At 70.7% G+C, this 26409-nt stretch carries 22 protein-coding genes and 1 tRNA gene; 5 read left to right on the top strand and 18 right to left on the bottom strand.

The genetic code is table 11. The annotated features are described in order from the left end of the window. Positions 1 to 2: 2 nt before the first annotated feature. The 3 genes from ABEE00_RS31155 to ABEE00_RS31145 form a co-directional block, all read right to left on the bottom strand. Positions 3 to 1040 carry a single-stranded DNA-binding protein gene (locus tag ABEE00_RS31155; RefSeq protein ID WP_345749107.1) on the bottom strand — a complete coding sequence of 346 codons (1038 nt, stop codon included), beginning with the start codon at positions 1038 to 1040 and terminating at the stop codon, positions 3 to 5. Between the two features lie 728 nt (positions 1041 to 1768). Then, complete coding sequence (locus ABEE00_RS31150) at positions 1769 to 3868, bottom strand: GTPase (RefSeq protein WP_345749153.1); 2100 nt, start codon at positions 3866 to 3868, stop codon at positions 1769 to 1771. A gap of 813 nt (positions 3869 to 4681) precedes the next feature. Next, a complete protein-coding gene (locus ABEE00_RS31145; protein WP_345749152.1) occupies positions 4682 to 6424 on the bottom strand; it encodes a dynamin family protein in 1743 nt (580 codons plus the stop codon). A gap of 350 nt (positions 6425 to 6774) precedes the next feature. Here ABEE00_RS31145 and ABEE00_RS31140 point away from each other — a divergent pair. Beyond that, positions 6775 to 6850, top strand: a tRNA-Arg gene (locus ABEE00_RS31140). A 286-nt stretch (positions 6851 to 7136) separates the two neighbouring features. Here ABEE00_RS31140 and ABEE00_RS31135 read toward each other — a convergent pair. Further along, positions 7137 to 8183, bottom strand: a complete 1047-nt coding sequence (locus ABEE00_RS31135) for a baeRF2 domain-containing protein (RefSeq protein WP_345749106.1) — start codon at positions 8181 to 8183, stop codon at positions 7137 to 7139. A gap of 293 nt (positions 8184 to 8476) precedes the next feature. On the opposite strand from ABEE00_RS31135, the gene ABEE00_RS31130 reads away from it, so the two are divergent. Both ABEE00_RS31130 and ABEE00_RS31125 read left to right on the top strand, forming a co-directional pair. Further along, positions 8477 to 9385 (top strand): cation diffusion facilitator family transporter, encoded by a 909-nt coding sequence (locus ABEE00_RS31130; RefSeq protein ID WP_345749105.1) that lies wholly within the window; start codon positions 8477 to 8479, stop codon positions 9383 to 9385. 338 nt (positions 9386 to 9723) lie between these two features. After that, positions 9724 to 10485, top strand: coding sequence for a transglycosylase family protein (locus ABEE00_RS31125; RefSeq protein ID WP_345749104.1), 762 nt, complete (start codon positions 9724 to 9726; stop codon positions 10483 to 10485). A 124-nt stretch (positions 10486 to 10609) separates the two neighbouring features. Here the strand turns inward: ABEE00_RS31125 and ABEE00_RS31120 are convergent, their stop codons facing one another. The 10 genes from ABEE00_RS31120 to ABEE00_RS31075 form a co-directional block, all read right to left on the bottom strand. Then, positions 10610 to 13810 carry an AfsR/SARP family transcriptional regulator gene (locus tag ABEE00_RS31120; protein ID WP_345749103.1) on the bottom strand — a complete coding sequence of 1067 codons (3201 nt, stop codon included), beginning with the start codon at positions 13808 to 13810 and terminating at the stop codon, positions 10610 to 10612. A 123-nt stretch (positions 13811 to 13933) separates the two neighbouring features. Next, entirely contained in the window at positions 13934 to 14416 is a 483-nt protein-coding gene (locus tag ABEE00_RS31115) for a Tad domain-containing protein (RefSeq protein ID WP_345749102.1), read from the bottom strand. An 83-nt stretch (positions 14417 to 14499) separates the two neighbouring features. After that, positions 14500 to 14928 carry a TadE/TadG family type IV pilus assembly protein gene (locus tag ABEE00_RS31110; protein ID WP_345749101.1) on the bottom strand — a complete coding sequence of 143 codons (429 nt, stop codon included), beginning with the start codon at positions 14926 to 14928 and terminating at the stop codon, positions 14500 to 14502. Further along, the gene (locus ABEE00_RS31105; RefSeq protein ID WP_345749100.1) at positions 14925 to 15302 is read right to left on the bottom strand and encodes a TadE family protein; all 378 of its coding nucleotides are present in this window, start codon (positions 15300 to 15302) and stop codon (positions 14925 to 14927) included. Before ABEE00_RS31105 ends, ABEE00_RS31110 begins: the two co-directional genes overlap by 4 nt. A gap of 164 nt (positions 15303 to 15466) precedes the next feature. Further along, on the bottom strand, positions 15467 to 15721 hold the full coding sequence (locus tag ABEE00_RS31100) for a hypothetical protein (RefSeq protein WP_345749099.1): 255 nt from the start codon (positions 15719 to 15721) through the stop codon (positions 15467 to 15469). Positions 15722 to 15823: 102 nt separating this feature from the next. Next, positions 15824 to 16753 (bottom strand): type II secretion system F family protein, encoded by a 930-nt coding sequence (locus tag ABEE00_RS31095; RefSeq protein ID WP_345749098.1) that lies wholly within the window; start codon positions 16751 to 16753, stop codon positions 15824 to 15826. Beyond that, on the bottom strand, positions 16750 to 17682 hold the full coding sequence (locus ABEE00_RS31090; protein WP_345749097.1) for a type II secretion system F family protein: 933 nt from the start codon (positions 17680 to 17682) through the stop codon (positions 16750 to 16752). Before ABEE00_RS31090 ends, ABEE00_RS31095 begins: the two co-directional genes overlap by 4 nt. Positions 17683 to 17687: 5 nt before the next feature. Continuing rightward, complete coding sequence (locus ABEE00_RS31085; RefSeq protein WP_345749096.1) at positions 17688 to 18998, bottom strand: TadA family conjugal transfer-associated ATPase; 1311 nt, start codon at positions 18996 to 18998, stop codon at positions 17688 to 17690. Beyond that, a complete protein-coding gene (locus ABEE00_RS31080; RefSeq protein WP_345749095.1) occupies positions 18995 to 20206 on the bottom strand; it encodes a hypothetical protein in 1212 nt (403 codons plus the stop codon). Before ABEE00_RS31080 ends, ABEE00_RS31085 begins: the two co-directional genes overlap by 4 nt. Before the next feature lie 29 nt (positions 20207 to 20235). Then, positions 20236 to 20931: a hypothetical protein gene (locus ABEE00_RS31075; protein ID WP_345749094.1), complete on the bottom strand. Its 696-nt coding sequence runs from the start codon at positions 20929 to 20931 to the stop codon at positions 20236 to 20238. Between the two features lie 499 nt (positions 20932 to 21430). Here ABEE00_RS31075 and ABEE00_RS31070 point away from each other — a divergent pair, with 499 nt between their 5' ends. After that, a complete protein-coding gene (locus tag ABEE00_RS31070) occupies positions 21431 to 22084 on the top strand; it encodes a hypothetical protein (RefSeq protein WP_345749093.1) in 654 nt (217 codons plus the stop codon). Further along, on the top strand, positions 22081 to 23127 hold the full coding sequence (locus ABEE00_RS31065) for a hypothetical protein (protein WP_345749092.1): 1047 nt from the start codon (positions 22081 to 22083) through the stop codon (positions 23125 to 23127). Before ABEE00_RS31070 ends, ABEE00_RS31065 begins: the two co-directional genes overlap by 4 nt. 219 nt (positions 23128 to 23346) lie before the next feature. Here ABEE00_RS31065 and ABEE00_RS31060 read toward each other — a convergent pair whose 3' ends face one another. Genes ABEE00_RS31060 through ABEE00_RS31045 form a run of 4 tightly spaced genes read right to left on the bottom strand, consistent with a single transcriptional unit; the run spans position 23347 to position 26366 of the window. After that, on the bottom strand, positions 23347 to 23979 hold the full coding sequence (locus tag ABEE00_RS31060; protein ID WP_345749091.1) for a hypothetical protein: 633 nt from the start codon (positions 23977 to 23979) through the stop codon (positions 23347 to 23349). After that, positions 23966 to 24652 carry a hypothetical protein gene (locus ABEE00_RS31055; RefSeq protein ID WP_345749090.1) on the bottom strand — a complete coding sequence of 229 codons (687 nt, stop codon included), beginning with the start codon at positions 24650 to 24652 and terminating at the stop codon, positions 23966 to 23968. The genes ABEE00_RS31060 and ABEE00_RS31055 overlap by 14 nt, the downstream gene beginning before the upstream one ends. Continuing rightward, complete coding sequence (locus tag ABEE00_RS31050) at positions 24649 to 25083, bottom strand: hypothetical protein (protein WP_345749089.1); 435 nt, start codon at positions 25081 to 25083, stop codon at positions 24649 to 24651. Before ABEE00_RS31050 ends, ABEE00_RS31055 begins: the two co-directional genes overlap by 4 nt. Before the next feature lie 44 nt (positions 25084 to 25127). Continuing rightward, positions 25128 to 26366, bottom strand: a complete 1239-nt coding sequence (locus ABEE00_RS31045) for a hypothetical protein (protein ID WP_345749088.1) — start codon at positions 26364 to 26366, stop codon at positions 25128 to 25130. Between the last annotated feature and the right edge of the window lie 43 nt (positions 26367 to 26409).

Below are 26409 nucleotides of genomic sequence, written 5' to 3'. Positions count from 1 at the left end.
GGCTAGCCGGTAGAGGCCGGGGCTGCGGTGGGCTGGGGTGCCTGCTGGCCTTGGGCCCGGGTCTCGGTGGGCCAGGTTTCTGACGTTCCTGGTTTCGGCGTTCCGCTGTGGGCGCGTGAAGTTGCCTTGTTTGTACGAGGGTTGGGCTTGGCTCGCGGGGCGTCTGGCGTGCTTCGGTCCTGTGTGGGGTCTTTCTTGAGCGTCATATCGACATAGCGGTCCTCTTTGGTGTCGATGCCGGTGCCGGATCCGGGCGCGGGTCCGACTCCGGTTCCAGCGCTGGCGCGCGTAACAGAGCTGGACTCGCGGGCTTTTCGGGTGGCTGCTTTCTTGGTGGGTGCGGGCTGCTGGTCGGGGCCGTCGGTGGCGGTCTGTTGTGCGCCGGCTCCCGCGTGGGTCGGGGCATCGGTCGCGGCGCCGGCACCGGCACCGGCGCTGACGGGCGTTGGGTGAGGGCCCTCCTTGGCCGCTTGCCCCGAGGTCGCTTTGCCCGAGCTACTCGGGCCGACCGGGAGGCCGCTCTCGCTCCACCCCTCGGGCCCTACCGAAACCTCGGCGGATTTCGAGCTCTCCGAGGCCGCCACCCCCACGAAGTTCACGGGGTCGGCCGAGGCCGCGGGCACGGCCCAGGGGTCGGTCGCGGGAACGCCCGTGATGGCCGTGTCGGACAGCGAACGCATCGTGCCGCCGCGTACGAATGCCGCCGTACCGCGGGAGAGGTCATGCCCCACGGACGTGGCGATCACATCGGCCGCGAAGAACTTCTTTCCCTCCTTCTCCACCTCCTTGACTCGCAACTGGCCCTGCACAATGACCGGTTGGCCGATGCTGACCGATGAAGCGACATTCGTCGCGAGGGTCCGCCAGGCCCAGACCGTGAAGAAGTTGGTGCCACCGTCCACCCATGCCTGTTTCTCGGAATCGAACCGTCGGGCGGTGTTGGCGAGTCGGAAGCGCGCAAGCGGATGGCCGTTCGCTGAAATTCCGCAGCGGACCTCGGTGGCGACGTTTCCAACGGCAGTCACATGAGTCTCGTACACGATTTCCCCCTTGATTGAGAGTGGCCGACCCGACGGGCGGGATGGAAAGGCCGGGTAGCTTGCCAAAGCTCCAGAGTCAGGCGGCCCGGAGCGTCGGTCCGGGGAGGGTCAACGACGCCCCGAGCCGGAAAACAGCCTGCAGCGAACGGCGAATCCCCGCTGATCATGGGCCGGTTCTGTGGACAACTCACCGCCTGTGGATAACTCCGCTACCCGATAGAGGGGTTGTGCCTGTCCGCCCTTCCCACCAGCCGCTCGCCGGGGCAGAGTCGACACATCGCGATCGACGGGCAGCCGCAGGAGACCGCTTGCGAGCTGGCTCTGATGTCGCCTTGCGGCCTCTCCTCTTCCTGATCTGGTCGAGCGACCGACAAGGCGACCGCTCGCGAATTCACGGACCAGGGATCACGGGTCAAGGATTAATTACCGCGGATCCAGCATCCCTGGCCGTGAGCAAGGCTCCCCTACCGCTCCAGAATCAAGAAAGGTTCCAGGTGAGGAAGTTGATGAACTGCAAGAATCGCGCTCAGCGCAGCACACATTCAACGGCGCTCATGGAGCACCAAGCCGTCAGGGCTGAAACGACGGACAGGCCCCGCAGGGCCAACCAGTCCAACAGGCCCAAGAAGGTCGAAAGGGCCGCCACGAATGGCCGGTCACAACCGAGCCCCGACCTCCACTCCCGCGCGAGCCATGAACACCCCGCCGCGCCGCCCCCACCCGCGCCGTTAGGCCCTGTCCACGCCTCCAGCGGCGATCACGTACTGCTCCCGCACCTCGCGGTACCGCAGCAGCTCGGCCGCCACCGGCTCCAGCACTCGCGTACGGCCCAGGGACGCGGCAACCTCGCGGAGCCTGCGTTCCTTCTCCATCCCGTACGCGCGAGCAGGGCCCCGTGCCGCGGCGCGGCAGCCCCAGGCCATGACGGGAGCGCCGGCCGCGCCGAAGCCCACCAGCGCCATGGGCAGCCACCCGACGCCGCCGACCAGTCCGACCAGCTCTCCCAACATCCAGCACATGCCGAGGACTTGGAACACCAGGAGCACGATCTGCGTCACGGCGGCCACCTTCCACCAGGTCGGCCGCGGCAGCCCCTGCTCCGTACCGTCCGGGCCCACGACTGCCTCGTCCGCCTCCGACTCCTCCCGCAGCGCGGTGTCCAGCGCATCCGGCAGTTCCTCGGCGCCGCGCCGGCCCGCCTCTCGTACGGCGTCGGCCCACGCCTCCGGGAGGCCGTCCGTGGCCTGGTCCGTCAGCTCCCGTACGGCGAGATCCACCACGGGCCGCGCCACGTAGGCCTGCTCACGGACAGCGCCCGCGCCTCCGGCACGCCCCGAGCCCCGAGGCTGGACGGAGCCGGAACCGGAACCGGAGCCAGCACCAGCACCGCCCCTCCCGCTCACAGACGCAGCACTCCCCCGCTCACCCTGCTTCCCCGATCTCTCAACCCCGGCGTTCTTCCCCCCGCCAATCCCACCGGTCACACCTTCCGCGGCTCCGACTCCGGCACTGACACCGGCCCCAGTCCCAGCCCCGATGCCGACCCCAGCCCCAGCTCCGGCGCCCGGCAGGGCCGTTCCCGCACGCAGTCCGAGCAACGTGTCCGCGGGCCTTCCCGTGTCATCGTCGCGCCGCGCGGAATGCCACCGCGCGATCCTCGACCATGCCGTACCGCACGCGTGCTCCGCCTGCCGCAGCCAGGCACGTTCCGCGGACTGGCCCGCCGCGTCCGAGCCCACCGCGGCGGCGAGCCGTTCCTCGAAGTCCTGCCGCGCGTGTTCCGTCAGGCCGGCCGGCGTCTCCACCGTGGCGTCGGGGCCGGGCTCCGCATAGACCGGGCGCAGCCTCTGCACGGCGCCGTCGAGGTCGGCGGTCAGCCGCAGCGCCGCGGCACGCCGGCCGGCCACGAAGGTGCCCAGTTCCTCGCGGAGTTCGGGCACCCCCTCGCCGGAGAGGGCCGAGGCCGGGAGGACGCGGGCGCCAGGCTCTCCGTGTTCGCCCAGGGCCATGCCGTCCTCGTCGAGGAGCCGCCGCAGGTCGTCGAGGACGGTGGCGGCGGCCTCCCCGGGAAGCCGGTCGACCTGGTTGAGCACCACGAAGGTGACCTCCGCGTATCCGGCCAGCGGCTGGAGGTAGCGCTCGTGCAGCACCGCGTCCGCGTACTTCTCCGGATCGGCGACCCAGATCACCGCGTCCACGAGGCGCAGCAGGCGGTCGACCTGTTCGCGGTGTTCCTCGGCGACCGAGTCGTGATCGGGAAGGTCGATCAGCACCAGCCCGCGCAGGTCGCCCCCGCGCGCATCGCCACCGTTCGCGAATCCGCCGGTGACACCGGTGGCCCCGCCGTGGCTGTCCTGCCCGGTGCCGTACGTGCCGTAAGCCCCCGACGCTGCCCCGCCCATCCCGGTCGGCGGCGCCGGTACGCGCAGTCGGCGGCGCGCGGACGAGGGGATGCTCAGCCGGTCAAGGAGTCCGTCGGCTCCGCCCTCGGGTCCACCGGCTGCCTCCCAGGTGCAGGCGATGGGCGCCGCGGTGGTGGGCCGGCGCATGCCGGTCTCCGAAAGCTTGGCGCCTGCAAGGGCGTTGAAGAGGGAGGACTTTCCACTGCCGGTGGCTCCCGCGAGGGCGACGGTGGTGAAGTCGCGCGGCAGCCGTCCGCGGGCGTGTGCCTGCTCCAGCACCTTGCCGGCCTCGGCGAGCTCGCGTTCGGCGAGACGCGTACGCGAGAGCCCGACGAGCTCGCGGAGCGCGCCCAACCGCTGCCGCAAAGCGTCATCCGTCATGTCGGCCTCCCGTTGCGCCGCGGTGCCGCGGTACGGGGACCGCATCCCGGCGGATCCGTAACCACCGTTCCTCGGCCCCCCATTGCCCGCTCTGGCACCGGCGCCCAGCGGAGTGGCGGCAGCGGTGGCGGGCTGCCCCGGAGCACCGCCCGGATGTTCCCGCTCCCACTCGCGCTCGGGCGCATGGGAGCGCGCGATCTCGTGACGCGCGGCCTCAGAGAGCGGGACCCCGGCACCGCCGAACCCGGAGTCACCGACCTCGGCCCGCCCGAACTCGGCACGCTCCACCATGGAAAGCCCCTGCTCGGAGTGCCGGGCCTGGGCGAACGCGCCCTCGCTGCCCCTGCCTGGAGCAGCCACCGGCTCGTGGCGCACCGGTTCCCGGCCCGTGGTCTCGGCGCTCAGAGCTTCGTGATGCCGCAGTCCGTGCGACGGAGGAGAGACCCCGGCGTCCAGCTCGTCGTGTTCCGCGTGGACGGCCTGCCGCACCCGCTCCGGGGCACGGCGCGCGATCAGGCCGTCGCCCCACACCGCACCTTCCGCCGCGGCTCGGTCCTGGTTCTCCGGCACGGCGGACACCTCGTGCCCCGGCGCGGCATCGGCACCCGGCACCTCAGTCGAGCCCACAGCACGCTCGTCGGACTCGGCCGGGGCTCCACGGGTCATCCGCGGCCGCTCACTCCCGGCGCGGTGCTCAGCACCTTCGCGAAGCCCGGCGCGGTGCTCAGCGCCCTCGCGAAGCCCGGCGCCCACACGGGGCTCCGCGTCCGCGTGCCAGTCGGAGTCCGGACCGTTGCTGGGTCCCGCTCCGTGTTCCTGCTCCCGGCCCTCGGCCTCCCCGGCGGACGACACCCCCGGTCACCTCTCCTTCTGCGGCTGGGTCAACTGGGACTGGGACACCTCGGTCAACTCCGCTTCGGCGCCTTCCTGGCGGGCCCGGAGGAGCCCCGAGTACGCGGCGATCAGCTCCACTTGCGGGTCGGGGCTGGCGTCGAGCTTCTCCAGCGGTGCGAGCCTCCGGTCGCGCTCGCCGTACAGCACCTTCTCCACGCACTCGGTCAGGAGCCGCTGGCCGCGTCCGCGTGCCTGCTTCGCGGCGCGCACCCCGAGGGCGCCGGTCAGCGCGGCGCGGGCGTCGCCCGCTCGGCCGCCGCCGAGCAGCGCGGCGGCGAGCAGCCCCATGAGGCCCTCCAGGTCGGCGGGCGAGTGGCGTTCGGCCGCTCGCGCCTCCTCCTCGGCGAGTTCTTCCAGGCAGCGGCGCCAGCGCCGTACGAGGACGCCGGCTCGGCCGCGGCCCTCGGTTCCGTCGGTGCCGTCGGGCGTCTTGGTGCCGCCGGCCATGGTCAACGGGCTGGCGGGAGCACCGGGTTCCTTGCTCCAGGCTGCGCCCGCCCGCTCGTCCGCTGTGGCCATGGCCTCGACCAGCAGCGCGATGAGGCCGTCCTCGAAGGCGTCGAGGAGTTCGGCGGCGCCGCTGTCCACGGGGAAGCCGCGCCAGTGGGCGGCGGCGTCGCCGCCGAGGAGTTCGCCGCTCGCGATCCGCTTCCGCACGTTGGCGCCGGCCGCCTCGTACGCCTCCTCCACGTGCTGCATCAGCCGCTGCGCCACCGCGTGCTGCGAGGAGGCCGCGGCGGCGAGGGCGGAGACGCGCGGGCGGAGCGAGTCCAGCGCGCCCGCGGCGGTGCGCTCGGCGGCGACGGCACGCGCGGCCGGGTCCTGGGCCCGGCGGGTCAGCCAGTCGCGGAGCCCGGCCACGGCGGTGAGCGGCAGCAGCCCGGAGCCCCCCGCGGACTCCGGCAGCTCGGGGATGGTGAAGCGGGGCACCTCGGCGAGCCCCTCGCTGTCCAGCAGCAGTCCGTACTGCCGCGCCACGTCGGGAGCGATCTGGTGCGGCACCCGGTCGAGCACGGTGGCCAGCGTGACGTCGTATTCCTTGGCGGTCCGCAGCAGGTGCCAGGGCACGGCGTCGCCGTAGCGGGCCGCCGTCGTCACCAGGACCCAGATGTCGGCGGCGCAGATCAGCTCGGCGGCGAGGTCGCGGTTGCGGGCCACCAGGGAGTCGATGTCGGGGGCGTCGAGCAGCGCGAGTCCCTCGGGCAGCGCAGCGTCGGTCTCGAGTCTGAGCGCGCGCATCGGGGCGCCGTCCTCGCCCTCCTCGTAGCCGCTCTCCTCGGCCTCCTCGCCGTCGGCGGCGGACTCGTCCTGCACCCCCGCGGGGCCGCCCTCCTGGCGGGGCATCCACACCCGCCCGAGCCGGGGCAGTACGCGCTGCCCCGCGAACCAGTGATGGTCCCCGGGGTGGCACACCAGCACGGGGACGCGGGTCGTCGGGCGCAGCACGCCCGCCTCGCTGACACGGCGCCCCACAAGGGAGTTGACGAGCGTCGACTTCCCGGCGCCCGTCGACCCCCCGACCACCGCGAGCAGCGGCGCCCTGGGGGTGCGCAGCCGCGGCAGCAGATAGTCGTCGAGCTGCGCCAGCAGTTCGTCGCGGGATCGCCGCGCCCGCTCGGCGCCCGGCAGCGGCAGCGGAAACCGTGCGGCAGCGACGCGCCCGCGGAGCGCGGTCAGCGCGTCGAGTACTTCGGGCCGTACGTCCAAGATCGCCACACGGGAAGAATGCCCAACTGTGTCGGGTTTTTGAAGCGCATCCACGGCACTGCGCGAGGAAAACGACGGCATTCGCTCGCCATTAGCCCCATTCGCCCCATCTGGCCCACAGATCGACCACAGCGCACCGGCCGCACCCATAACGAGTGCGCAACACCCTCACCGGACAGGGCCAAAACCGCTGCACAAATCGCACCCGCCTGCGATTATCGGGACCGCTTCACTGAACCTCCACATGGTGTCGCGGGCGTGAAGCGAGGGATGCGCGTCGGACGGACCCCTATCCTTGACCGGGCCAAGGTCACCGGAGGACGCGCCCGCCCATCCGCGACCGAGAGCCGGCCCCCGTAGCTCAGTGGATAGAGCAGGCGCCTTCTAAGCGCTTGGCCGCAGGTTCGAGTCCTGCCGGGGGCGCCATCTCATCCGTCCGACGGATGCGTACCCGGCGGAGGCCCGTGACTCACATGGACACGGGCCTTTGTGTTCCGCGAGCCGGGTCACGCCGGGGCCGGGCCTCCGAATCGCCCGGCGGGGAAGCACCGTTGCCGCCCGAGCGGCGCCCGTTGGCCACAGCGCCTTCGAAGTGCTTCCGCGGCACCCTCGCGGCGCCAACGGGGCTCCCCGGGCGGGGATTTAGACGTACGCGGGCGGGCGCCCCGTACGGCACGGGGCGCCCGCCCAGCGGGAAAGGAATGGGGAGTTCCTAGCCCCTCGGGCCCGTGGGGGCGTAGCGGAGTACGCCGCCGACGCCGTCGGGGTATTCGGTGCCCGCGGGGGCCAGCGCGAACGAAGCGTCCGTCTCCGCCGCGGACTTGAGGAGCAGCGCCTCGCCCGTCGCCTGGGTGCCGTCCTCGAAGACCAGCGTGTCCAGAGCGCCCGTCTCGGCTGCCTTGAGGACGTCGGGGTCGCCGCGTACCGCGCGCTGGTAGGCCAGGCCCTCGTCCACGCGGGCCGCGGCGTGGCGGGCCGCCTCGGCGCTGTGCTCGCCCGCGATCCGCAGCACCTCCTCGGTCAGCGCCTCCTCGGCGCCGGAGCGGCCGAGGCCGCCGCGGTCGGTCTCCACCAGGATCCCGGCGGGACCCGAGGAGAGCTGTTCGCGGACGGCGGTGCGGCCCTGCACGGGGCCGGCGAGGATCAGTACGTCCGGGTGGAGGGCTGCCATGGCGCGGTCCACCGCCTGCGCGATGTCGCGGGCGTTCTGGTCAACCGCCTCGTCGGCGCGGCGCTGGATCCTGCGGTGCGCCAGCGCGCCCTCGCGGATGTGGTGCGGGCGCTCCACGGCGCTGCCGGAGACGGCCTCGCGGGCGAGTTCAGCGGGGGCGTGTTCCTGGGCGACGACCAGGCGGCGCAGCTCGGCCTCTTCCTGACCTGCGACGACGAGCAGCACCCTGACCGCGTGCGCTGCCTCGCGCACGAAGGCGCCCAGCTCGGGGAGCATGCTCCAGTGGGCGTCGTCGCCGGTGCCCATGGCGGCGTCCCAGGGAGAGTCGAGCACCACGCCGTCCGTCGCCGAGGTGACCAGTACGCGGCCGTTGGCCTGCTCCTCGCCGCGTTCGGCGCGGGTGAGCGCACGCTCGGCAGCGTCCAGGGCCGCGCTCTGGGCGTGCTCGGCCTCCAGCCGCTCGCGCAGGGTGCCCCAGCGCAGCCTGATCTGCTTCGCCGCGTCCTCCCCGGGCGAGCGCCCCTCCAGGTAGACGGTCGCGAAGGGCCCCTCGTGGGCGTACACGGGCTTCAGCTCGTTCAGCTCCATGATCTACCCCAATCCAAGCGGTTGTCCGTCCCGCGTACCCGTACAGATCCCGGTGAATCCGCAGGTCGGCACGGTGAACGCAAGCCACCGGGCGGGACGCGCCACGCGCGCGCCGCACACGCAGGGCCCGGTGCGCGCCACCCGCCGGACCGACCACGCCACACCCACCGGACCGGGCGCGCGCCGCCCGCGAAGGCCCCAGTGCGCGCCGCCCGCAGACCCCCGCACGGGACACTCCCGCCCCCGGCGCGCAATGCGCCGGAGCCTGCCCGGGGAGTTGCTAGCTTCGGCTCATGGGACACGACCATGGGCCCGGAGGCGGGTCCGCGGGGGCGCGGCACCGCGGGGCGCTCGTCGTCGCCTTCGTGCTCACGGCGCTGTACATGGTCGCCGAGCTGGTCGGCGGCATCGCCTTCGGTTCGCTGGCGCTGCTGTCCGACGCGGCGCACATGGGAACGGACGTCCTGGGGCTCGGCATGGCGCTGGCCGCGATCACGCTGGCGGCGCGCGAGGGGCCGCGGCAGCGCACGTACGGGACCTACCGGCTGGAGGTGCTGGCGGCGCTCGCGAACGGGGTGCTGCTGTTCGCGGTCGCGGGATATGTGCTGGTCGAGGCGGTACGCCGGTGGGGTTCGCCGCCCGAAGTGCCGGGGCTGCCGCTGCTGCTGGTCGCCGCGGGCGGCCTGGCCGTGAACCTGATCAGCTTCCGCCTGCTGTACGCGGGCGCCAAGGACAGCATCAACCTCAAGGGCGCCTACCTGGAGGTCCTCGGCGACCTGCTGGGCTCGGTCGCCGTGATCGTGGGCGCCGGGATCATCCAGCTCACGGGGTGGCGGTACGTGGACCCCGTACTCGGCGTGGCGATCGGCCTGTTCATCCTGCCGCGCGCGGGGAAGCTGATGGCGCAGGCGGTGCGCATCCTGATGGAGGCGGCGCCGCCGGGGCTCGACGTGGCGGCCGTCGAGGCGGAGATCGCGGCGCTGGACGGCGTGGCGGAGGTGCACGACCTGCACATCTGGACGGTCACCTCCGGCATGGACTCGGCCAGCGGTCACGTCGTACCGGAGCGGGGCGCGCATCCCGAAGCGGTTCTCGACCGGGTGCTGCGGCTGCTGGACGACACGTACGGGATCTCACACGCGACGATCCAGATCGAAGGGCCCGAGCGGCGGGACCGGAGTCCCGCGCATCCGGACCATTAGCAGGGCCCTTAGCACATGCCACCCGGCCCCCGCCGGGCGGATGTTGGCCGGCGCGCGAGGGGCGCGGAGAGCGTGGTGACGTGCGTACCAACCGTCATCTGGCACTCCGTCACGTGTGACGCTTCTCTCCCGCTCGTCCGCTGATGCGCCCCCTGTCCGTTTTGTTCGCATGCAGTCTGACCTGCGGCGATGAAGCGAACTGGTCGCCTCATTCGCCAATTTGATCTCCCCTGGCGCCTTTTGAACCTTCACGTGGCTTCTGCTTACGGTCCATCCCGCTCGACCCCGTTCGCCGCAACCCCGACGGCGAGCAGCCGCGACCGTAAGGAAGAAAGACCATGCAGTTCTCCGGCAAGGGCCGTCACCGCCGCCCCACCAAGACCGCTCGCATCGCCGCGGTGACCGGTCTCGCCGGCGCCTCCGTCGCCATCCCGCTGATGTCCGCCACCGGCGCCCAGGCGGCCTCCGTCGACACCTGGGACAAGGTCGCCCAGTGCGAGTCCGGGGGCAACTGGTCCATCAACACCGGCAACGGCTACTACGGCGGGCTCCAGTTCTCGCAGTCGAGCTGGGCCGCGGCCGGCGGCACCCAGTACGCGCCGCGCGCCGACCAGGCGTCGAAGTCGCAGCAGATAGCCACCGCCGAGAAGCTGCTCGCCAAGCAGGGCCCGGGCGCCTGGGGCTGCGCCGGAGCCGGCAACCTGAGCGCGGGCGGCCCCTCGGCGAACGTGAACCCGAACGGCGGCGGCACCCAGCAGCACAGCCAGGCCCAGAACCAGCACAGCCAGAGCCAGAGCCAGCAGCAGGCCCAGCCGCAGCAGCGCCAGCAGACCCAGCAGCCGCAGCAGCAGCGCCAGGCCCAGCCGCAGCAGCAGACGCAGCGTCAGGAGCAGCACGTTCCGGCGCAGCGCAGCCAGGAGCGCCCGGTGCAGCAGCCGCAGCAGTCCTCCGGCGGCAACTACACCGTGAAGTCCGGCGACACCCTCGGCAAGATCGCGGCCGCGCACGGCACGAACTGGCAGACCGTGTACCAGAACAACAAGTCCGTCATCGGCGGCGACCCGAACCTCATCCTGCCGGGTCAGCAGCTCCACATCTGATCCCCGGATGACCCCGGAGCCCCACAGGGCTCCACCCGGAGCCACCGCGCTCCGCCAGCAAGCCACCGCGGCCCGCGTCCCTACCCCCGAGGACGCGGGCCGCGGTGTTTGCTCTGCGAGCGGCTCAGCCCGAAGCCTTGCCGCGCGCCCCCGGCTTGGCGGGCGCCAGCTCCTCCAGCAGGGCCTGGGTGCGCGCCGGCAGTCCGCGGCCGGGGCCGTGCAGGGCCCGGTTCTGCTCGGTGATCCACTCCATGGCCTCGTCCAGCCGCTCAGGATCGCCCGTGGCGTGCTCCGTACGCAGCAGCTCGTGCCACAGCCGCTCGTCCCCCGGCGCGGCGCGCAGGGCGCCGCGCACCGCCTCGGCCGCGCGCTCCGGGCGGTCCTGACCGGTGTGTTCGGCGGCCAGTTCGAGGCCGATCTCGGCCACGAGAAGGGGCTGCTGCGAGTCGGCCAGCTCGTGCGCCAGCCAGCCGTACCGCCCCTCGGGGCGCTCGGACAGCAGCGGTCCGCGCGCGAGATCCAGCGCGTCGCTCAGCTGCCGGTGCCGCAGGGCGGGCGAGAGCTTCGCGCCGCGTTCGCCGGTCGCGCCGTGGTGCAGGGTGCGCAGCACGTCCCAGTCGGAGACGACCGATTCGAGCAGCACGAGCCGCCCGTCGTCGTCGGTGCGCAGCCGCGGGGTGCCGTCGGCCCCGTTCCCCAGCCAGCGGGTGAGCCGCTCGATCAGCGCGTCCCGCACATCCGCCGTGACGCCCTTCGGCCACAGCGCGGAGGCCAGCACCCGCGGGTGCACGCCCTCCCTCTTGAGCAGGAGCAGCGCGAGGGCCTCGCGCAGCAGGACGCTGCGGGCGCCCTCCGGTTCGTCCAGCCCGATGATCTCGTACGGGCCCATCAGGCGTACGTACACATCGGGCCGTCCGCGGTCGCTGAGGTCGACGCGGAAGCGCGGCCCCGCATCGGCTCCCGCGGTCCCGCCGCCCGAACCGGGGCCCGGGTCGGGCTGCGCGTGCGCGTCCGCCGAGGCGAAGAGCTCGGCGACCGCCGTACGGAGGCGCGAGGGCAGCAGCTGCCCCTCCAGCTCCAGGCCCATCAGCGGGGCCTTCAGCGTGTGGTCGCCGGTGACCTCGAACTCCCATACCGCGCCGGGGAGTTCCGTACGGCCGGTCGCGACCAGGTAGCCGATGCCCAGCGCGTCGGCGCCGGCGGCCAGCGCGGCGAGCCGTTCGGCCTCCGCCTCCCCGGGCTCGGTGCCGATCAGCACCAGGTGCGGCGCCCACTGCTGCTGCCCGCCCGGGCTCGCGGTGCGGCCGGTCAGCACGGTGCTCCGGCCCGCGGTGCGCAGCGAGCCGCGGCGCCGCTCGGTCTCCGCCTCCATCGCGTCGAGCAGGCCCGGCAGGTCGGCCACGTGGTTCACCCGGGTGGGAGCGAGCGCGGTCAGCTCCTCGCCGAATCCGACCAGGGTGACCGCCATGCGGTCCGCCCAGCCGCTGGTCGCCAGCTCGGCGGCGACGGAGGCCAGCACGTCCTGGCGCTGTTCGGCGCCGCCGGTGACGGAGACGAGTCCTGGCACGGCCTCCAGGTTCAGCAGCAGCCGCGCGTCGTCCCTGCGGCCGAGGCTGACGAGGCCGGGGTACGGGGCGGTCGTCTCCTCCTCGGGGTCGGACGCGTCCGGGCGCCACGCGGCAGCGGTTCCTGCCGGGCCCCCGGACGTCCCCTCCGCCGATTCCGATTCCGCTTCCGCCAGCCGCGCGCGCTCGACGGACCAGAAGGACGGGCTCTGGCCGAAGGTCCACGGCCGCGGCGGATCCCCCGCCTCCTGCGCGAGCTGGAGGTGCAGGCCCTCGTCGGTCAGCCAGGCCGCGTACACCGTGGGCAGGGTGCGCCCCTGGGCGGCCAGTTCGGCGGCGAGGCCGCGCAGCGCCCGGTCGAGGAAGCGTACGGCGCCCGGGTCGGCGCCCACGAGGAGCGCGTCCCGCGCGGCCGCCGCGGGGTCGGAGAGCGGTGCGGGCTCGCGCCCCGCGCCGCCGCGCGCACCGCGTACCGCGCCGGTCGCCGACTGCCACAGCGCGGCGCGCCGCCGCCTGCCGAGCGCGGCGAGCACGCCCGCGGCGAGCAGCGGGGCGCCCACCAGGGACTCGGCCCAGCCGAAGGAACCGCCGGACTCGGAGCCGTCCGTGACCTCGGTGCCGGGGCCCTGTTCGTGCGGGGTCTCCTCCGAGGCGCCCGCGCCCGGGTGCTGCGCGCCGTCCTGCTCGCCGCCGCCCTGCTCGCTGCCGTCGCCGGCCCGCTCGCCGCCGTCGCCCGCCTGCTCGCCGTGTCCGGCCCCGCCGTCCTGCCGGGCCTGGTCGGCCTGTCCTGCCTGGTCGCCCTGGCCGGCGCCGCCGTCCTCGTCCGCCGCCGTGTCCTTCGCGCCCTGGTAGTCCTGGATCTGGTCGCGCAGGTCCTGGTCCACCTTCGGCGCGTCGTCCGGCATCTCCACCAGGTCGCCGCCGTGCGCGTCGGCCGGCATCTCCAGGATCCACCCCGGGCGGATCAGACTGGCCTCGCTCAGCTTGGAACCGTCAGGCTGCGCCCGGTCCTTGTTGAGCTCGAAGATCTCCTTGTAGCGCCGCCCGTCGTCCAGGTGCCGCTGCGCTATGTCCCAGAGCGAGTCGTGGTGGCGGCCCTCGGGCGGCTGGATCCGGTAGAACTTGGTGTCCTTCTCGGCCTTGTCCCCGTCGTGGGCCTTGTCCATACGGGACGACGACCCCTGCTCCCCCTCGTCGTGGGCCCGGTCCGCCTGCTGTCCCGCTCCCCCGTGCTGCTGCCCCTGCGCGTGCTGCCCCGGCAACTGCTGCGCGGCGGCGGCCGGGGGCTGGGACTGGTGCTGGTAGGCCTGGCCGAGCTGGGCCAGCCCCGGGGTGAAGCTCGCCGCCGTCGACCCCAGCAGCAGGATGGCGGCCACCAGTTGCCGCGCCATCATCTGGCTCATCCCTGCGCCGGGCACCCGCGCGGGCATGCCGACACCGGTGACCACCGCCTTGACCTCCACCAGCACGCACGCCGCGAACTGCGCCCAGGCGATCCACACCACGACGGCCAGCACATTGACGAAGGTCCGCGCGCTGATCTCTTCCTGCAGCGTGTCCAGCGACACCATGCCGCTCGGCAGCGGCCACCCCACGAAGTACGCCAGCGCCGCGGGCACCCCCGCCACCAGCGCGGCCAGCGCGAGGAACGCGAGCACCGCCTTGAGGACGTCCCCGGGCGTACGCCGCGTCCGCACCGCCACCGGCGTCCGGTTACGCGGCCCTCCGGGAGCCGGGCTGTTGCTGGGGGTGCGTGGCATCGATGGGTTCCTATGCGTTCGTCGTCGTGAGGGTCCGAGAGTGTCCGGTGACAGCTCGCCGGCTCCGGGGCGCGGTGCGGGTCCGCACGGTCTCCGTCCTCGCCCCGTCCGGCCGTCCGGCCGCTACCCGGTCACCGACTCGGCCGTCGCCGTACCGTAGACCTCGAGTGGTGCGTTGTAGAACATGCCTGTCAGCACGGGCCGGTAGGTGAGGCGTACGCGGACCTGGACCTGTTGCGCGTTGGCCGAGAGGCAGCCGGAGGCGGCCACGTCGGCGCCGCTCAGGCCGGACTGCTCGGCGAAGCGGGCCACGCGCTGCGGGCAGTTCTTGTAGATGATCGGCGCGTTCTTGCCGGGGTTCTCGCGGAGCTTCTCGGTGTCGATGTCCTGCGCCGCGTAGCGGGCCGCCTGTTCGGCGATGTCAGCGGCGCGCTCGCGCTTGGAGATCGACAGGCCGCCGTCGACGACGAAGCCGAGGAGCGCCATGAACAGCACCGCGAAGATCAGCATGGCGCCGGCGCCCGAGCCGCGGTCGTCGCGTACGACGCGCCGCGCGGCGGCCGCCGCCGCGCGCAGGCGTGAAGGTGCCGCGCCGCTCCGGGTCATCGCCTCTGTCCGCCTCATCCTCAGTCCCGCCGTCTCCTGCGGTTTCCCGCCGTCTCCCGCCTGCCCGGCCCGCGGCCGGGACCTCATTGGGTGCGCTTCAACGGGTCGATCGGCGCGCTCGACCTTCCGGTGATGTCCTTGCCGATGTCCAGGCCGAGCATCCCGAGCCCCCGCACCTCGCAGGTGACCTCGACGGTGAAGATGCCGCCCGCACGGTAGGAGCTGCCCGCGTCCCGTACCGAGACCCCGTTCACGCACGTGTCGCCGATGCTCGCGCGCGCGGAGCGCTGCGCGGCGGCCATCGCCTGGCCGATGTCCCCGTGCGCCATCGAGCCCGCACGCGCCGCGTCCCGCGCCGCGCCGTCCACCGCGCCGCGGCCGTCCACGAGTTGGCCGAGGGCGACCAGCACCAGGATGAACAGCATCATCACCGGCGCGAGGATCACCACCTCGACCGTGGACAGCCCCGCGTCCCCGCGGAGCCCGCGCAGGCGCCGCCGCACCGGATTCACCCCGTGTCCTCCACGAACCTCTCGACCGGTCCCACCGAGACCGAGTGCACGGTCATGTCCAGGCCGGGGAAGACCGTGGGCACACGCGCGTCGATCTCCACGCCCACCGAGTCCTCCTGGGGCCGGACCGTACGGACGTCCGGCGAGACCACAAGCTGCGGTCCGAGCTGCTGGATGTACGTGTCGGCCTTCGCCTTGGCCTTGCCCGACCAGCCGCCGGGGTCGTCCTGCGCCTCGGCGCGCGCCTCCCGCGCACCCGCCTGGGCCGCGGCCTGCGCGACGTGATCGGCGAAGAAGTACAGCGCGAACTGCACCGTCGCGAAGATCATGAAGAACAGCAGCGGCGTGAGGACGACGAACTCGATCGCGGTCATCCCGCGGTCACCGGAGCGCGAGACCGCCTCGCGCCTGCGGCGTACGAACGCCGTGGCGGACGCGGCGGCGGACGCGGCACAGCCCCGCCCAGCGGCGGCTCGCGTCGTACCCCGCACCGTTCGTCTCCCCATCGGTCGCCCTCAGCAGTCCCCGTGCCCGCACCTCAGCAGGTGCTGTCGGCCTTCGCGCCCTTGATGCAGTCGCCGACCTTGTCCGCGCCGTCCTTGAGCGCGGCGTTGAGCACCGCGGCGACCACGCCCACGATCGCGACGACGACCGCGGAGATGATGACCCACTCCACGGCGGAGGCGCCGCGGTCGAGTTCCTCGGAGCGGGCGCGCTCCACACGGGCGCGGACGAAGGCGGTCAGCATGTCCACCGCGGGGTGGCTGAAGCCACCGAAGGGGTTCTTGGGCATCGCACTGAGTCCTTTCGAGAAGCAGTGAAGTTGTGTGAGGTGGGGGTGGAACGGGGCGCGGGCCGCGCACTCAGCGCGGTCCTGCGGCGCCCCGCCCCTCGGTCAGATCTGGAACACCCGCATGGCGGCGGGGAAGATCAGGAACACCAGGAAGCCGGCGCACAGCATGAGCTGCGCCACGAGCATCGACTGCGACTTCTCGCCCGCGCTGCCCTCGATCTCCGCCAGCTCCCTGTGCCGCATCGTCTCTGCGCGCGAGGCGAGCGAGGCGCGCACCTTCGCGCCGTCGTCGGCGACCAGCGCCAACGAGGCGGACAGGTCCTTGAGTTCCTCCACGCCGAGCTGCGCGCCGAGCTGCCCCAGCGCCTGCCACTGGCTCTGTCCGGTGATCCGCGCGTCGGACAGCGCGTCGTGGATGCGGCGCAGCGCCCAGCCGTCGCTGACCTCGCTGGCCGCCTTCAGCGCCTCGGGAAGGCCGCGTCCGCCGGCGAGGTTCATCGCGACGAGGTCGAGATAGGCGCCGACGACGCGGCGCAGGTCCCGCCGCTTGGCCGCAGCGTCCCTGCGTACCTCCAGGTCCGGCAGCATGAAGAAGCCCGCGGCGAAGGCGAGCGCCAGCCACACCGGGATCACGGGGCTGCCGCCGAAGCCGATGACCCAGGCGACGCCGAAGAGGAAGGGGCCGAAGAAGAGGCCGACGGCCGCCAGCATCACCTTCGTCGCGAGGAAGCCCTCCCAGCTCCGCTCCAGCAGGGCCAGGTCGGCCCGCAGGGAGCGCAGTTCCCAGCCCTGGCGCAGATAGAGCCCGGCGACGCGCGCGCCGACGCGGGCGCGCAGCCCCGCGGCCCCGGAGACCGGCTCGTTGGCCCCGTACCCGGCCGGAGCGTGCTGCTGCCCCTGCGCGCGCAGCCGGTCGATCTCCCGTACGGAGGCGACGGCTCCCTTCCTGCCGGGCAGGAGCGCGCGTACGAGCAGGAAGACGCCGAGCCCCACGAGGGCGCCGGTCAGGACGGTCAGTGTGATCGAGTTCACTGCGGCAGCACCTCCTCGCGGTGCGTCTCACGGGGCTGCTGCACCACGGGCTGCTCGGCGCGCACCAGGAAGCGGTCCGGGGTCTCGACGCGCGACAGCTTGCGCAGCCACCAGAAGCCGCACGCGAACATGCCGCACACGCAGGCCAGTACGAGCTGCCCGACCGGCGTCCCGTAGGGGGCGACGAAGTCGCGGTTGAAGATCGCGAGGCCGAGGACGAAGGCGACGCTGACGCCGACGACGATCTGCACGCTGCGCCGGGTCGAGGCACGCTGCGCCATGACCCGCTGCCGCATGTCCACCTCTTCGCGGGCCGACTTGGCGAGCGCGCCGAGCACCTCGCGCAGACCGGGGCCGCGCAGCCGCGAGTTGAGGATCAGCGCGGCGATGATGATGTCGGCCGAGGGGTCGTCCAGCTCGTCGGCGAGCTCCTGGAGCGCGTCGGGCAGCGGCGTACGGGCGCGCAGCCGGTCGATCAGCGCCTCCAGATGGGGCCGGAGCTGCGGGGCCGCGGCGCGCGCCGACGCGGGAATGGCCTGCTCGAGACCGACCGCACCGGCGATGGTGTCGCGGAGCGACTCGGTCCAGGCGGCCAGCGCCTCGACGCGCCGCATCGCCGCGCGCTCCTCGGCGGCCCCGCCGAAGAGGCGGTCCCAGACGAAGATCAGTACGCCGGTGGCGATGGCCGCCACGGGCCATCGGGTGAGCAGCAGCACGACCAGTCCCGCGCCGATCGCCATGCTGCCGCGCCGGCTGACGAACCGCGCGAGCTCCGCCGCCCGGTCCTCCGAGCCGCTCTTCTTCGGCCGCTTCTTGACGGGCAGTCCGCGCAGAGCGGCGACGAGCAGCGCGATACCCCCGCCCACCGCGACGCCGGCCAGCAGCGCGTACAGCGTCTCCAGCGAGAAGAAGCCGCTTGCTCCGGGCACGTCCGTCACCCCCAGTTCCCGGTCGGCTGGTATCCGTAAATCGAGAGCTCCTGCGCGCAGGAGACCGGCGCGCGCGCCACCACCTGACCGCCCGGCACCTCAGCGAAGACCTCGCTGGACAGCACCCGGCCGTCCACGCCGTTGATCTCGCGCACCGAGGTGACCGTGCGGCTGAGGCGCCCAGCGCCCTGCGCCGCTGTGCGGCGCTCGACGAAGACCACGAAGTTGATCGCGCCGGCCACCAGCATCTGGCTCGCCTCGATGGGCAGCCGCTCGTTCGCCTGGAGCGCGTACGTGGAGATGCGGTTGAACACCTCGTGCGAGCTGTTGGCGTGGATCGTCGACAGGGAACCGTCGTTGCCCTGGGACATCGCGTTGAGCATGGTGACGATCTCGTCGCCGAGGACCTCGCCGACGATGACCCTGGAGGGGTTCATGCGCAGCGAGCGGCGGACCAGCTCGGCCATGGTGATGGCGCCCTGGCCCTCGGAGTTGGGCAGCCGCTCCTCGAACGCGACGACGTTCGGGTGGAGTTCGGGGAACTGGTCGAGCCCGAGCTCCAGCGCCCGCTCCACGGTGATCAGCCGCTCGTACGCGGGGATCTCGTTGGCGAGCGCGCGCAGCAGCGTGGTCTTTCCGGCGTTGGTCGCGCCCGCGATCATGATGTTCTTGCGCGCCCGCACGGCGGCCGTCAGCAGGCTGCCTATCTCCGGGGTGAGGGTGCCGTTGCCCACCAGGTCGGAGACGGTCACCTTGCCCATGCGGGCACGGCGGATCGACAGCGCGGGCCTGCGCGTCACGTCCATCACGGCCGACAGCCGGGATCCGTCGGGAAGCCGCAGGTCGAGCTGCGGATTCGCGGTGTCGAAGGGACGCGAGGACAGCCCGGAGTACGCGCCGAGCACCTGGATCAGCTCGATGAGCTCCTCGTCGCTCTCGGCCACCGGCTGGCCGCGCTCCTCGCGGCCGTCCGCATAGCCGATGAAGACCTGGTCGAAGCCGTTGACGTCGATGTTCTCGACTTCCGGGTCGTCCAGCAGCGGCTGCAGGCGCCCGACGCCGAAGAGGGCGGCGTGCACGGCGGCCGCGTACGCCTCCTCGCCCTGCGCGTCCGGCGGCGTACGGCCCGCAGCGACCTCGGCGCGCGCGTATTCCTCAAGGATCTGCGCGATGACGGCACGCGCGAACTGCCGCTCGTCCTCGGTCGTCATCGGCGCGATGCCGCTGGCGTGGTCGATGCGCCGCTGCTCCGCGATGCGGTCACCGGCCTCCTGCCGGAACCGCTTCACCAGCTGATGGTCAACGCTCTCGCTCACGAGCCACCCCGCTCACTGCCGGGTTGGCGGGGGTGGGGCTGAGGTTGGGGTTGCGGCTGCGGTTGGGGGTGCTGGCCCTGCTGGCCCGGCTGTTGCGGGTACGGAGTGCCGCCCTGTTGCGGGTACGGGGCACCGCCCTGCTGCGGGTGCGCGGCGGGCTGAGCCGCCGGGCCGAACCCGCCCTGCCCGTGCGGCGTTTCGGGCGGCGGGCCCGTGGGCGCCGCGGGGGCGTGACCCTGATTCGGGTGCTGGCCGGGGTGGTTCGCGGGCGCGGGGGCCTGCGGATGAGGGCCGGGCTGCTGCGGGCCGGGCTGCTGCGGTGCAGCCTGCTGTTGGGGCGCGGGCTGCTGTGGCGGGGCGGCCTGCCGCTGGGGTGCGACGGGAGCGGACGCGCCTCCGGCGGTCCAGCCCGTCCCGTACTGCGCGTGCAGGTCCGACACGACGCGCCGCACCGACCGTACGAGCAGGGACTTCTCGACGCGGCCGCGCCGGCGACCGGCCAACTGCTCGGCGCCGACGGCGTCGTGGGCGATCACGCCCATGACCCGCGCGCCCGTACGCGAGGCGACGAGCATGTCGTTGACCTGCCCGGCGACCTTGGAACCGCCCTGCGGGTCGGCCACGAGCAGCACCCCGATCGCGGGCTGCGCGAGTTCGGTGACGCCGTGCTGGCCGCCGTGCAGCCGCGCGGACAGTGCCGCGGCACGGTCCCGTACGCGGGAGATCTGCTCGGGCTCGCCGCGCGACAGCAGCAGTACGAGGTCGGCGTGCTGGAGGAGGTCGATGTTCGCGCTGTCGGGGCCGATCCGACCGCAGTCCGCGAGGACGTCGGTGGCCGAACCAGCGTGCGGGGAGTCCGCGAGCGCCGCGAAGGCGCGGCCCAGCGTGCCCCACTGCCCGGCGAGCCCGGCCGACTGCTCGGCGGCGCCGAGCCCGACGATGACGTCCATCCCTCCGGAGATCCGCTGCGAGTGGTCCCACAGCTGCTCGGCGGCGAGCCCACGACGGGACATGGCTGCCAGCGACAGCATGCCGGTGTTGGGGTCGAGGGGGCCGCCGTTGATTCCGGAACACCGGTAGACGAGGTCGCCCCCTGCCATGTCCACCTCGGCCAGCAGCGCACGGCGCGGCCACACGGCGGACAGCGCGACCGCCGCCGTGGTGACTCCCGGAGACCCCTTGTCCGCAGCGAGTGCGATCAGCGCCATTGACGCATGCCCTTCTTCTTGCTCACTGCTCAGCCGCCGGAGCCGGGCGTGATCACCAGCGAGACCCCGCCGTTCGACGCGGAGGCCAGATCGGGGGCGGCGCTCTCGTTCACCACGACGGAGACCGTCTTGGTGCCACTCGCCCCGACGCCCTCTCCGCCGCCGGAGACCGACTGCACGGTGGCGCTGTCGGTGATCGGCTCCTTCGCGCCGGCCGAGGCGCCGGAGCTGCCCGTCGTGCTGGACCGGTACGCGGCGACGCTGTCACCCGCACGCAGCCCCGCCGGGTACTGTCCCGCCTTCAGCGAGAGCCCGACGACGACCTGGCCCCTGTTGAGTCCGCGGTCCTCCGAGAGCATGCCGCCGACCATCACGGTGCCGGGGAGCAGGTCGGTCGCCGCGCGGAACTTGGTGAGCTGGCTCCGCTGGTCCCAGCGCACGTAGTTGACGCCCTCGTCCTTGGCGACCATCACGGACTTGATCGCGGACTCCGGTACGGGCTGGCCGCGCGGCACCTGCTTGGTGATCACGATGGCCTCCTCGCGGTCACCGGCCCGCATCACGAGCAGCGTGGTCCCGAGCGCGCCCAACAGCACCAGCAGCACCGCGAGCGCGGCCAGGGCGGGCTTGCGCTCACGGGACGCCGTGGGCAGCCGCTCACCGCCCGGCGATCCGCCTGCAACACCGCGATTCGCGCCCGCAGCGTTCCGCTCCTGGGTCTTCACGTCACCGCCCCCGCTCCCCGTAAAGCATCAAGTACCTCTAGGTCCCATCAAGTCGGACATGGTCCGGTATTCCGACTAGGGCTAGGCCGAGCAAAATCCACCGCACCGTATCAATGTGCCTCGCCCCCCTCAAGGCGAGCCCTCTGTCATCCCGCACACAAGGACAGAGGTCACACGCCCAAACTCGCTCGCATATCCGTTGGGTGCATCCAACAGCCGGGAGCGCGAATGCAGTTGTGCGGAGTTCGGAATGTAGTTGATACCGCAACTTCCGGCGCGAACACTCAAGATCATCGATCCGTACGTGCTCCGCCCTCCACTAAGGGAATGCCGGGCTCCAGATGAAACACGCTCGCACCCCTCACCCACATTCCCGGCGATGGCGATTCACGCATCCATCACCCGCAAGCGCAAAGCGCGCTAATCCGGACACAACTGGCACCGGCCGTGGCTATCCGCCTGCTTTGGTAGACCTGTTGATGGCATCATCGCCGACTGCATGAGCCGGACCTGCCCCCACCACATCGGAAAGTTGACGATGCGACAGCGAACCTGGCCCCGGGCCACCGCCCTCCTCCTCACCGCCGGCCTGAGCCTGACCGCCTGCGGCTCCGATTCCGGTTCGGGCGACATCAAGGGCACACACAAGGACCCGACCCCGAGCCAGTCGTCAGCCGGCGGAGACCGCCCCAAGTTCGAGACTCCCGGCTTCACGATGCAGTTCGACGGCTGGACGGACAGCGATCCCACAAAGCAGGCGATCCTGAACGACGGCAAGGAACGCGAGCGTTCGCTCCACTCGGCCCTTCTGCAAGACAAGGAACTCGACTCCCTCAAGTTCCACTCAAAGGGGGCCGGCCTCTACATGGGCAAGCACTGGGTGACTCAATTCAGGGATGAAAACCAGACCCTGACGGGGAAGTCGCGGTACTACGACCCCGAAGTCAAGCTGGACGGCAAGAAGTCAGCAGAGCTCAAGTACTGCAACGACACCAGCAAGGGCTTCACGAAGGACCTCAAGACCAAGAAGGTCGACCGGCAGCCCGCCTCTGCGGATGACTACATTCTCTACGAGCACAAGCTTGAGCTGAACAAGCAGGGCGTATGGCAGACGGTCGACACCACCGAGAAGCCAGGGGGATGCAAGCCGTGAGAACCAAGAGCGTTGCGGGGGTCGGTGCGATCACGGTCATACTCAGCCTGTCCTTCCCCACTGCGGCATACGCCGGCTACAAGGACCACAAGACGGAAGGGCGGAACCAAGGCACCGAGCTGAGCGCGTCGGCTCAGACGCAGGTCAAGCTGGACAAGACAGGGGTTCCCGACAAGGGGGCGCCGATCACTCCGGTGGACACGGACTGGACACCACCTGCTTGCTGGTACGAACCGTTCGCCACACCAAAGCAGTTCAAGCACGAGGTCGACAGCTACGAGAAAGAAAAGCGTATCCCGACGCCGTCACTGGGCCTCAACACGAACACGGAGGGCATGAGGCAGCAATACAAGGACAACAAGGATGTCCTTGGAGGGCCAGCCTACAAGAATTACAACCTTGACAAACAAGGCAAGGGAAAGTGGTGGCGAGCAGTAGTCAATCCGAACCGCGCCAAGAATTTCAACTTCTTCAGGGACGGATCGGGGTGCGGCGACCTCATCTTCTGGGCCAAGCCCACTAAGGCGCCCAAGGCCGCAGGCATCTCACCCAAGGTCCTCGCCGGCTACGCCTACGACTCCATCAAGGTGCCGGACACCAAGGTCACCTTGAACCCGAAGGGCAAGAGCACGGTCAACCTGCCCACCTGGATGTGGCTGGACAAGGCCAAGTTCAAGCCCGTCGAGGTCACCGCGACCCTCCCCGGCACGGGGCTCTCCGCCACCACGACCGCCAAGCCCAAGTCGCTCCACCTCGACCCCGGCACCCCGGACGCCAAGGTCTTCCCCTCCACCGGCGAGTGCCCGGTCAACAAGGACGGCACCATCGGCAAGCCCTACACAAAGGGCAACTCCAAGAAGAACCCCCCGTGCGGCGTCACCTACGAGCACGCCACGACCAACGCCCCGCCCCACCAGCTCAAGGCCACGGTCACCTGGGATATCAGCTGGAAGGGCCCCAACAACGAGGGCGGCAACCTCCCCGACGGCGCCTTCGACACCACCCAGAACATCCCGGTCCAAGAGGTCCAGTCCATCAACTGACCACGTAGAACCAGCCACTCGATGAACTTAAAAGGCTCACCGAACACGCGGAGGCAGACGCTGGGCCCGCTCCCCGGCTCCCTCAACTGTTCGTGCCCCCGGAGACCGGAGGCTGGCAGCACCCCTGGCTCCTCAACCGAATCCCACGTTCCACCCCAGGGGAACCAGCCAGGGCTGCTCGGGCTCCGGGCCACCTGGGAGGTTGCCCGAACCGCCTACTCAGCGAATGGGGTCGTAACGAATACAGCGAGCCAACGCGTCCAGGTCGTCCAAGGCCGAGATCAGATGCGCCGGGTCCGTCGTATACGCAAAAAGGTGAGTCTGCCGACCGAGTTGGGGAATGTACCAACCGTACCGCAGAGCCGTGTTCACTCTTCCGTCATCGTCATTGATGACATATCGGAGCACGCGCTTTCCCGATCCAAGGTGCTGCGAAAAAAAATCCTCCACGATCGGTGGCTCCACGGCATTAGGGTCATCGACCCCTGACCACAAGCGAACCTCCGTCTCTGCCTCCTCGGGGCTGAGTTCGCTCACATCAAAGTCTCCGATAGCGACGGGGAGCACTGGATCTGTGGGGTTCGGAAGGTGCGCAAGAATCTCGAAACCCGGATACGCCTTCGGAAAGTGTTCCGCAGCATAAGCCAAAATTTCGGTGAGCACATCAATGTGCTGCGGCGTGGGCTCAGTCGGACTGTCATCCCAGATTACCTTGGCCGCCACATTCGCCCAGGTAGGGATGTCAGGCATCAGGTCTTCTTTTCCCGGAACAGGCCACTCCGTTGGGATATCGACCCATACGGACATGTCCAAATCACTATCGAGATTGAGGAAGACGTCATCCGTGCTCATGTGACCCCTTGACGTTTTCTTCGGCCTCGAGGCCCGTCCAACGGAATGTCATCATCGTTGCATCGAAGAGTTCAGTGACCGCCTCAGTGAACTCACTCTCCGGATCGCCGTCGCCCGCCGTAGAGAAGGAAACGGAGATAAAGCTTCGAGGCGCATACGGCACTGCTAGGGCGTAATCGACATGCCGGGCGGCCAATGGCATGTCCTTTTCCGGTGCGGGCGCTCGAGTATAGGCACGGCGCACCGCGAGCGTGTCAGCCAGCTCCAGGGTCTGAGATTCCGCTCCGTCCACATCTGCGGCTGCCAGCCTGGCCAATATCACCTCGGGCCCCGGATCTTCTTCCGTGGTAGAGAACTCGGCGACGACGAACGAGGCAGCCAGCGGAATACCGTAACGTGGCCTGCTCGACTCCACAGGAACATAGAGGTCGATTCCATTGGCGTCCTGGGCGGCCTTCACTTGCTGCTCGATGGCCCGACGCACCCTTATCCGGTAGGACATACCCTGGTCTTTTGGGATTTCGGGAGGCAATTCCTTGAGTCGGGAGAACAACAGCGCATCGAGCGCCTCGCCGGTTCCCGCTCGCAGGGGGATTCTGATCCAGTCCGGGGGGAGGGTAATCAGGTAGCCGGTAGGATACTCCCTGGCACCCCTCTTCTCGGAGGTGTTCATGACGCGGCGGCCTCGCCCTCTAGATCCATTCGTCGCTTGACAGAACGCCGCTTTGCGATAGTAGCCACGACCGGTGCAACCCACGGAATCCAGAGCAAACCCATCACGAAAAGCTGCACCACAGCAATCGTGTTGACAATCCCGCCAACCCAGAAATATGTGAGCACATTGCTTTCCCAGCCTCGAGAGCGCTGCACGAAGTACATCCCGAGCCAGATTGCAATCTGCCCCAGACCGACGACCACTGAAACCCACGTATAGTGGATATTCTGCCACAGATCCTTATCGACATTCAGTAGCTGGCCAACGATGCCACCGATAACGATGTATGCGAGCACCGCCACCAAGGGAAGCATCCCCCCATAACGCACCAATCGCTCTCCACGGCGCAATACCGGATCGTCGTCAGGGTTATGGATCGGAATGAGCAAGAGGTCTCCTTGATAGCGCCATGAATGATGCGCAGCAATGAATGTCAGTATCCGACCGCGAATGGCTCATCGAATTGACTCTTCCACTGCACGTAACCTTCAGAATATGGCTTGTTCGGTGCCGCATCGCTGGGACCCAGCCCTCTCGGCACTACGCCGAGAGACGTGCCCGCAGCCCAGCTTCCCGTATTGACCGTTTGGAGCGCGCCCGTAGGGGCACTGGCGTTCTGGACTGCAGAGGAGTCCGGGTACGCACCACGCATGCGGTTGATGTCGTTCACACCAGCCGCGAAGTCGGTGTCGCCCCCGTAACGAAGGGCATCACGCTTAGTCGCCTGGGTTGTCCTCTGGAACTCATTCATCGTACCCCTGGCACGTGCCTCAAGGGCCCGCCTACCGATCTTGCCATGCAGGTCCGCGGCCCTGGCCTTTACCGAGGCAGGGACATCGCTGCGATTTTGCAGCGACTTGAGCACGTCGAGCTTGGAGCCACCTCGGCTGTTTCGCAGCACCTCGCGCCCCGCTCTCGACCCGGACTGAGTGCTGGCAGCAGCCTTGGTCGATGCTTGGGTCGCCTTGAGCGCGGAACCCGCGGCCCTACCGGCCCCCATGGTGGCGATCGCGAGGACATCCAAGCCGACGGAATACCAACTGCCATGTCCAGTAGCCAGGGCCAGCACGTCCTTGGCCGCGATCGCAAAGGTGATCGCAGTAGCGAGACCGACAAGCCAACCTGCTGGGGTACAGAAGAGCGCTACTACGCCGATGACCATGGCAACTATGCCCGCCACTTCAAAGGCGATCTTGACCCACTTGTTGTTGACGACCGCCCCAACGCCGTCCTTGAAGTTCTCCCAGGCGCTGTCCTTGACCACGTCGCCGATCGCGTCGTCGATCTGCCCCGCGTAGTGTCCAGCCCGCTCGTTGTATCTGGACTGGAGCTTGGCCAGGGGGTCTTCTTCCATCCCGGAGCCGGGGGACTTGGGCCCCTTGTCTCCCTCTTCGCCCTTGGTCTTCTTCTCGTCGTGCGCCTGCCGCCAGAGCCTGTTGGCCTCGCGTTGGAAGTCCTCGAGTTCGTCCGCCCAGCCCAGCAGGGGGCCCTGATTCTGCCCCTTGATCCCGGCGACGTCCTCGTAGCGGCCGGCGACCTCGCGCAGGCGCTTCTCCAGGCCGCCCGCCTTCTCCTTCAGCTCGTCCGCGTAGTTGCCCTTGAGGCCTTCCCCCTGGGCCATGGTCTTCATCGCGCGTGACTGCTCGCGGAGCGTCTCGGCGGTCCGGCGCATCTTGGCGACCTCTTCGCGGATGGCCGCCGGGTCGCCAGGGGTC

The organism is Streptomyces odontomachicola (assembly GCF_039605595.1).
GTDB lineage: Bacteria > Actinomycetota > Actinomycetes > Streptomycetales > Streptomycetaceae > Streptomyces.
This window is presented reverse-complemented; position numbering and strand designations above follow the sequence as displayed.

Bases quoted from the DNA above. Each gene is read 5' to 3' on its own strand.
- ABEE00_RS31150 (WP_345749153.1), bottom strand. From the start codon at position 3,868: ATGCGGTCCCCGTACCGCGGCACCGCGGCGCAACGGGAGGCCGACATG.
- ABEE00_RS31135 (WP_345749106.1), bottom strand. From the start codon at position 8,183: ATGGAGCTGAACGAGCTGAAGCCCGTGTACGCCCACGAGGGGCCCTTC.
- ABEE00_RS31130 (WP_345749105.1), top strand. From the start codon at position 8,477: ATGGGACACGACCATGGGCCCGGAGGCGGGTCCGCGGGGGCGCGGCAC.
- ABEE00_RS31125 (WP_345749104.1), top strand. From the start codon at position 9,724: ATGCAGTTCTCCGGCAAGGGCCGTCACCGCCGCCCCACCAAGACCGCT.
- ABEE00_RS31120 (WP_345749103.1), bottom strand. From the start codon at position 13,810: ATGCCACGCACCCCCAGCAACAGCCCGGCTCCCGGAGGGCCGCGTAAC.
- ABEE00_RS31115 (WP_345749102.1), bottom strand. From the start codon at position 14,416: ATGACCCGGAGCGGCGCGGCACCTTCACGCCTGCGCGCGGCGGCGGCC.
- ABEE00_RS31105 (WP_345749100.1), bottom strand. From the start codon at position 15,302: ATGACCGCGATCGAGTTCGTCGTCCTCACGCCGCTGCTGTTCTTCATG.
- ABEE00_RS31100 (WP_345749099.1), bottom strand. From the start codon at position 15,721: ATGCCCAAGAACCCCTTCGGTGGCTTCAGCCACCCCGCGGTGGACATG.
- ABEE00_RS31080 (WP_345749095.1), bottom strand. From the start codon at position 20,206: ATGGCGCTGATCGCACTCGCTGCGGACAAGGGGTCTCCGGGAGTCACC.
- ABEE00_RS31070 (WP_345749093.1), top strand. From the start codon at position 21,431: ATGAGCCGGACCTGCCCCCACCACATCGGAAAGTTGACGATGCGACAG.
- ABEE00_RS31060 (WP_345749091.1), bottom strand. From the start codon at position 23,979: ATGAGCACGGATGACGTCTTCCTCAATCTCGATAGTGATTTGGACATG.
- ABEE00_RS31055 (WP_345749090.1), bottom strand. From the start codon at position 24,652: ATGAACACCTCCGAGAAGAGGGGTGCCAGGGAGTATCCTACCGGCTAC.
- ABEE00_RS31045 (WP_345749088.1), bottom strand. From the start codon at position 26,366: ATGCGCCGGACCGCCGAGACGCTCCGCGAGCAGTCACGCGCGATGAAG.